The organism is Glycomyces sp. NPDC050141, assembly GCF_055586545.1.
The window spans coordinates 73,180-79,392 of record NZ_JBVJHZ010000027.1 but is presented as its reverse complement, the minus strand read 5'-3'; the positions used below and the strand labels follow the sequence as shown (position 1 = coordinate 79,392).

Sequence of the window (6,213 nt, the reverse complement as noted above, 5' to 3'; positions counted from 1 at the left end):
GAAACTCCGCTGCGACCCACACCGGGCAACCCAGATCGCCCGAGCGGTCGCCGCTCTCAACCACAAAGAGCGTCACTCAGGTTGAGAAAGGTTCATTGCTGAGATGGCATCGCCGACCATCTTGCAGATGGCCGCGGCGACGGAACTCCCGAAGGTGACGACGGCACCAGCGGCACCGGCGATCGCCGATTCGATGAGCTTGGTGATCAGCCAGCTGATCACCCACTTGATGGCTTCCTTGATGAGTTCCGCCATCGTCTGGGCCAGACCCAGCAGCTGCTCGATGCCGCCCGTGTTCTTTCCGAGGGCGTCCAGGGTCGCCGCGAGCTCGTCGAGTTTCGTCTTCGCGACCTGTCCGTCGACGGTCGACCATCCGGCGATCTCAGGGATGACTTCGGAGGTGTCGCCGGAGAGCTGTTGCAGCGCTTCCCCGATGCGGCCCCAGAGGTCGATCGTGTCGCGCATGCCGCCCGGATCGCCGCTGACCATGTGCAGCAGATTCTCCAAGGGCTCCACCAGGGCCAGGACGATGTCGAAGCCCATCGAGACGACGGTCTGGAGGGCTGCGGACGGCGAGCCGAACGATCCGATCTTGGCGGCGAAGTCCAGGAGCGTACCGGTGATGCCCACGCAGGAACCGGCGATGGTGGCCGCGTCGCCTTCGCCCATGGCCCAGATGTTGCTGCGGATGCTTTCGAGGTGGCTGAGGCCGGGCGCGGACATGATCGCACCAACCGGGCGGAAGGTGCCGGTCGCGTTGTCGGCGGTTTCTTTCCAGTCGTCGGTGTCGGTATCGATCTTGATGGGTTGGCGTTCTTCGGTCATTACTGCTCCACGGGGGTAGTGGATTCGTGACCGATTCAAAGTACCAAGCAACGGCTCGGGGGAGGTGCTCTCGATCACCGAGCGATGCAGAGTCCAGCCAGAATTAGTACGCGTCTAGACACTTTCGTACATGACGGCGTGTCGCACTTGACCGGTTCCGGGTCGTGTGTCACCCTCGGGATACGTGCGAAGCGCACGTTGCTGAACCCAACTGAATACGGTCCGGTGGGCCGCCCGCTCAACGCCAATCGAATTGGCGGCCCACCTTCTCAACCAGGAAGGCGAGCCTCCCATGGCTTATCCCACCCTACGCGAAAACAGGCGTAGCGCAACTCATCAAAACGCGACGATGGTGAACCAGGCACGCATGCGCGTCCTGGTACAAGAGCCGTTCTACCAGCACGACCACCTCGGCCCCGGTGCCGACCTGGTGACGATCACCGGTCAGGGTGAAGGCAACGGCTACTACGACTGGGCGGGCCGCCGCCTGTTCCTCGCCGACGGCGAACCGGACCCGATGTGCCCCGGCGCCTACCGGTACCAGCACAACCCCGAGTGCTGCGACCTCGAAGCTCCGGACTCCGACCCCCGCAGCCCGCGCTACGAGCCGATGCACCTGCGCCACAAGCCCGGCGACACCTGGATCATCGACTCGAACCGCCCCCACGACCCGTTCGACCCCGGCCCCTACGGGTCCCCCGGCTGGTACAAAGACGAACGCACCGGCCGCCACCGCCGCGACGAAACCCCCGACCCCCTCCCCGCCCAGAACTGGAAGCGGCCCGACAACCCGTGGTTCCCCGGAACCGCCGACTGGCCCGAACCTCAACCACCACAAGATGAACCGCCGCGCAGGAACGACCGCCGCGGCGGTGGATCGGACCGGCCCCCGCCCACAACCGGGTGGCGGCCCGTCCCCTCCGAACCCGATGAGCCGCCGCACCGGTTCTCCAAACTCCGCGAAGACGCCTTCGACCGCTTCATCGTCAAGTCCGCCGAGCTCCGCGCCGCACACTTCGCACCGGAAAAGCCCTACTTCCGCGAACGCGTCGCCTGGACCCTCCACTGGCTGGCATGGGTGTTCACCCTCGGCCTCGTCCCCATGCCCAGGCCCCTCACCACCCGCCAGAAGGCACCAGAACACCAAGCACCGCAACCGATCCCTGCGCTAGTGCCTACCCAAGCCCGCCCCACGCCCTACCAAACCACAACCGCACCTGGCGCAGCGCTCGCTGCCGCAGTCAACGGCGCCCGCGCGGCCCGCCAAGTGATCGCCGCCCGTGAGACCCGCACCAGCCACGACCTCGCCCGCGCCGTCCGCAACAGCGCGACGCGCCCATCCCCACGCCCCTACATGACCGCCTGGGAACACGTCTTCGACCACAACCACACGATCATCCTCGGCACCGGAGGCGCGGCATGAGCAACGAACCCCCAGAACAGGTCGAGATCATCGAGATCTCCGAGCGGTCACTTCGCTTCTCGCTCATCCCGATCCAAGCCCGCGCCCGCATCACCGCAGGCGATGACGCAATCGCGATCGGCTCCGTCATCCGCCTCGACACCGACCACCCAGCCCTCTGCATCTCGGCCCCCATCGAAGCCGACTGGGCCGGAGTCCACTGCGAACTCCTCATCGCCGAAGCCATCCGAATCTGGAACAACGCCATCAAGGACTGCGACGGCTGAACCAACCGCGAGGACCGAGCACAGAACGCGAATCGGCCCGGCGGTTTTCCGCCGGGCCGATGCCATCTCCGAACCTGCAACCGCTGATCACGGCCCCCGTTTGCGGATTCCTTGCACGATAAAGGGGCCGACGCTTCGCGTCGGCCCCTTCAGATTTCGTCAATCAAACCCGCCGGTCAGAAATCCTTCTCTCGGATCCTGCGCTGGAGCTCCTCAAGCTGAGTCTCCTCCTGGATGAGACTGATTTCTCGGACCAGCTCACCTTCACGGTCTTCGTTGGGGCCGCCCATGTCGGTCCATTCGACTCCCAGTCGAAGGCCGAGCTTCGGATAGAAATCCACGTTGACGACAGTTACCGGCTCGTGGCCCCGAGCCCTCATCGCCGTCCGAACCTGTTCAACGGGCTCATCCGCGAGCTGCACGTCCTCCCAAAACACTGTCGCCAGATTGTTGGCGACCTGGAGATAGACGAGCTCGTGCTTCTCGTCGTACTCCAGCACCATCATGCTTGGCACGTAGATGTCGGCCACGGTCTCGCCCGGTTCCCTTGCGAGCAGCTCGAACTCCCCGTGCGCCGCCCGGTGCGCTGCCCGCGATTCCCCGAACCGCGCCCCTTCGATACCGACGCCGGGGATCAGGCAAACGGGAAAATCAAGCATTCGGCGATCCAAACTGCGCCCGCACGTCCGTCAGGCCATTCCGATTTCCCGCATCGGGGGTGTGCGACGAACCCTTTCGGCAGGGTTGCGACATCATCTGAGCAGTTCGACTATCCCGCCAGGGGTGAGCAGTCCGGCGATCTCGTCGATTCGGTCATCGGTATCCAGGTAGATCAGCACCTGGTGGTCGGGGAACGATTCTTCGAACAGCTCTCCTGCCGGGTCTCGCTGCGAAACCACCCGCAGTTCGGTCTCACCGAATTCGGCGAGCCAGTAATCCCCGTAGAATGCACTGTCTCGCTCTTGGAGGACATGCCCGAGGACCCCTTCGAGGACCGACGCGACCTCGGCGGGACTGCCCGCTTTCACCCCGTACAGGTGCTTCATTTCCAAACCTCGCTCTCGGTGAAAAGACTATCGCTAGGACTTGGGCATGTACCCGTATGGCGGCGCCATCGAGGTGCTGGGCCCGTCAGCTCGGTCAACCGCGAATTGGCCGTCCTGGTACGCCATGAAGTCGACCTTCCGTCCACCTGCCATGCGCTTGAGATCCTGTTGCAGGCCGAGCAGGCCCAGTTCCCTCAGCTCCGACCTGGTGAGCGGACCGGTCCGGGTGCCCCCCGAACGGGTGCCCACGCCGTTCTGCCGTGCGGCGTCCATGAGGGACGGACTCGCAATGGCGATGTCGTAGTCGCTCGTGTTGTAGCCCCTGGCATCGAACGGCGTATTCGGCGGTTTGCTCGGGTTGTGGCTGAATCCGTCGGTGCCGCTGCCCTGCAGGATCGGCCTGGCGTCACCGTATCCGGCGTCTCGAAGACCTTCGTTGAGGCGGTTGCGGAACGCTTCGTACTCGGCCTTGTTCGCGAACCCTGCCGGCGGGTCGAGGACGGGCGGCCGGTCGGATGTGGTCTCCGGGGTCGTGGACTGGCCTGGAGTCGTGGACTGGCCCGGTGTGGTGCCACCTGGGATCTGCCCTTCGACGATACGGCCCTCAGTGTCCGTCGCCATCGATTCGTTTCCAGCGGCATTGGCGGCCCGGCGGTCGCGCCGCTTCCTTCGGACGTGCAAGCCTGCCAGGGAGAGCACGATCGGAACGAATGCGACTTGCATGATGAATCTGCGCATGGGTGGCTGTCGCTATCCGTTCAGGAGGTCGTTGAGGGCGGAGATCGAATCGATGAGTCCGGTGATCCAGCCGAATATCCTCCCGGCCCATTCGGTGATCTTGATGACCGCTTTGGGAATCACCCAGGCCGCACCGATGCCGACGGTGAACGCGACTTCGGCGGCCCAGGCGATGAGCGAACCGATGCACTCTGCCACGAAGTCGCGCACGAACTCCCTGACCATCGTCACGAGCTCCCCGGCACCGCGCGTCGCGGTGCCGAGCGACAGGGCCAAGCCGCCGAGACAGCCGAGTGCGTCCGAGTTGATGTCGCCCTTGTCGCGGTAAGCGTCCGCAGCCCGGCCGTCCCATGATTCGATGTCGCCGTCGATGAACGCGGCCATTTCTTCGGACATCGCGAAAAGCTCGTCTGCGACGTTGTCCCAAGTCATCGCGTGCGCGTTGACGAGATCGGGGTTGCCGGCGAGCATGTCGAGCGCTTCGGTGAGCGGTTCGACGTGCTCGATCAGCCAGCCGACACCGGCAGAGGCGAGGGTGCCGATCGGGTCGATGACCGCGCCGACGGTTTCGAGGGCGGCGCCGATCCCGGCGACCGACGCGTCGATCCAGGACCCGGAGTCGATGGCCATTGCGAGGCCGTTGTAGGACTCGATGATGCCCGCCCCGGCAACGTTCTTGCCCGCCTGGCTGACATCGGACTCGGTCGCAACGAGGTCACTCATGAAGGCGTTCCCCTACAGCTCGTTCAGGAGCCGGCCATGCTCCGTTGCGGTGGCCTCGTCCGCCGACTCGTAGGCATCGGCGGTATCGCGCAATGCCTGCGCGAGGCGTTCCAGGTTGTCCTGGGCCATCGTCGTGAGCTGCTTGTGTCGCTCCTGGCGACCGGCGAGCACCGGGGGAAGGAACTGGCAGATGATGCCGTAGGCCTCGTTGTCCTGCGAGACCGATTCGATGGCGGAGAGCACGTTTGCGAAACGATCCCGGATCGAATCGATATTCGAGGCGTGAGTGACGAGGTCTTCGGAGACGACGTCGACATCGGCGGCCATGTCAGCGCTCCTCCTCGTTTTCAGGGAAGCGCATCTTGATGCTGTCGACCAAGGCTTTCGCGGTCGGGGAACTTGGCGACAGACGTTCCTCGACCGCGGCTTTGGCTGCCTCCAGGAGCGCTTTTCCAGCGTTCTCGTACGCCTGCATGAACTGCCGCTCTGCATGCCGGGCCTGCATGCGAGTGAGCGATGGCTCGAAGTGGACGGCGGTGATGGCGCCGGAGGAGTTCAGAGTGACGGATACTACGCCGTTGTCGTCCTGACCCACCGCCGTGACGGCCTGCACCGCTTCGGAAGCCGCGATAGCGTCGGCTGCTCGGCGGTCGGCGCGTTCTTTCCAGTCAGCCAGGGCCGCGCGAGCATCCCCGGGACCTCGAATATTCGCGAACGGGTTGTCCATCGCTGCTCCGTTCCGCTTGGGGCCTGAGGCTTCAGGAGGTAGGCCCTCTAGAAGATTCAGCCACTGACTATAGGTGAGCAATGCTTGCAATGGAGGAAGGCTTGCACCCCAGTCACGCCAGGCGTCAGGCGTAGAGGTCGTCGCCTTCGGTTAGGCGAGTCATGTCGGTGGCGATCTGCTGGTCGACGGTGCCGCCGGTGTCGATTGCGGTTTGGAGGCCGCTGATGAGGCCGTGGAGGGTGCCGCGGAGGTATTGGAGGTTTCGCCAGGTGGTGGCGTGGAAGTCGGCGTATTCGAGGGCGGCGTTCTCGGCGGCGCCGGGGGCGGTGCCGAAAGCGGGGGCTTTCTTCAGGTCGCCTTCGGAGAGGGACGGGATGATCTCGTTCTCGAGCTCTTCGAGGCGTTCGGCGAGGAACTGCCGGTAGCGTTCGAGGGCGGCGGGATCGAATGCGCGCGTGGACATGT

At 64.8% G+C, this 6,213-nt stretch carries 10 protein-coding genes; 2 read left to right on the top strand and 8 right to left on the bottom strand.

What is annotated here, in order from left to right; genetic code table 11:
• Nucleotides 1-72: 72 nt before the first annotated feature.
• Complete coding sequence (locus ACZ60M_RS17005; RefSeq protein WP_465419076.1) at nucleotides 73-825, bottom strand: hypothetical protein; 753 nt, start codon at nucleotides 823-825, stop codon at nucleotides 73-75.
• Between the two features lie 349 nt (nucleotides 826-1,174).
• Between ACZ60M_RS17005 and ACZ60M_RS17000 the strand changes: the two genes are divergently transcribed.
• The gene (locus tag ACZ60M_RS17000) at nucleotides 1,175-2,248 is read left to right on the top strand and encodes a hypothetical protein (RefSeq protein WP_465419074.1); all 1,074 of its coding nucleotides are present in this window, start codon (nucleotides 1,175-1,177) and stop codon (nucleotides 2,246-2,248) included.
• Nucleotides 2,245-2,514, top strand: a complete 270-nt coding sequence (locus tag ACZ60M_RS16995) for a hypothetical protein (protein WP_465419073.1) — start codon at nucleotides 2,245-2,247, stop codon at nucleotides 2,512-2,514. The genes ACZ60M_RS17000 and ACZ60M_RS16995 overlap by 4 nt, the downstream gene beginning before the upstream one ends.
• A gap of 176 nt (nucleotides 2,515-2,690) precedes the next feature.
• On the opposite strand, the gene ACZ60M_RS16990 is transcribed toward ACZ60M_RS16995, so the two are convergent.
• The 7 genes from ACZ60M_RS16990 to ACZ60M_RS16960 form a co-directional block, all read right to left on the bottom strand.
• A complete protein-coding gene (locus ACZ60M_RS16990; RefSeq protein WP_465419071.1) occupies nucleotides 2,691-3,173 on the bottom strand; it encodes a hypothetical protein in 483 nt (160 codons plus the stop codon).
• A 93-nt stretch (nucleotides 3,174-3,266) separates the two neighbouring features.
• On the bottom strand, nucleotides 3,267-3,560 hold the full coding sequence (locus tag ACZ60M_RS16985) for a hypothetical protein (RefSeq protein WP_465419070.1): 294 nt from the start codon (nucleotides 3,558-3,560) through the stop codon (nucleotides 3,267-3,269).
• A 33-nt stretch (nucleotides 3,561-3,593) separates the two neighbouring features.
• A complete protein-coding gene (locus tag ACZ60M_RS16980; RefSeq protein ID WP_465419069.1) occupies nucleotides 3,594-4,181 on the bottom strand; it encodes a hypothetical protein in 588 nt (195 codons plus the stop codon).
• 129 nt (nucleotides 4,182-4,310) lie between these two features.
• Nucleotides 4,311-5,021, bottom strand: a complete 711-nt coding sequence (locus tag ACZ60M_RS16975; protein WP_465419067.1) for a hypothetical protein — start codon at nucleotides 5,019-5,021, stop codon at nucleotides 4,311-4,313.
• Nucleotides 5,022-5,033: 12 nt separating this feature from the next.
• On the bottom strand, nucleotides 5,034-5,348 hold the full coding sequence (locus tag ACZ60M_RS16970; RefSeq protein ID WP_465419065.1) for a type VII secretion target: 315 nt from the start codon (nucleotides 5,346-5,348) through the stop codon (nucleotides 5,034-5,036).
• A 1-nt stretch (nucleotide 5,349) separates the two neighbouring features.
• Entirely contained in the window at nucleotides 5,350-5,748 is a 399-nt protein-coding gene (locus tag ACZ60M_RS16965) for a YbaB/EbfC family nucleoid-associated protein (RefSeq protein WP_465419063.1), read from the bottom strand.
• A gap of 124 nt (nucleotides 5,749-5,872) precedes the next feature.
• Nucleotides 5,873-6,211 carry a hypothetical protein gene (locus ACZ60M_RS16960; RefSeq protein WP_465419061.1) on the bottom strand — a complete coding sequence of 113 codons (339 nt, stop codon included), beginning with the start codon at nucleotides 6,209-6,211 and terminating at the stop codon, nucleotides 5,873-5,875.
• Nucleotides 6,212-6,213: the final 2 nt, after the last annotated feature.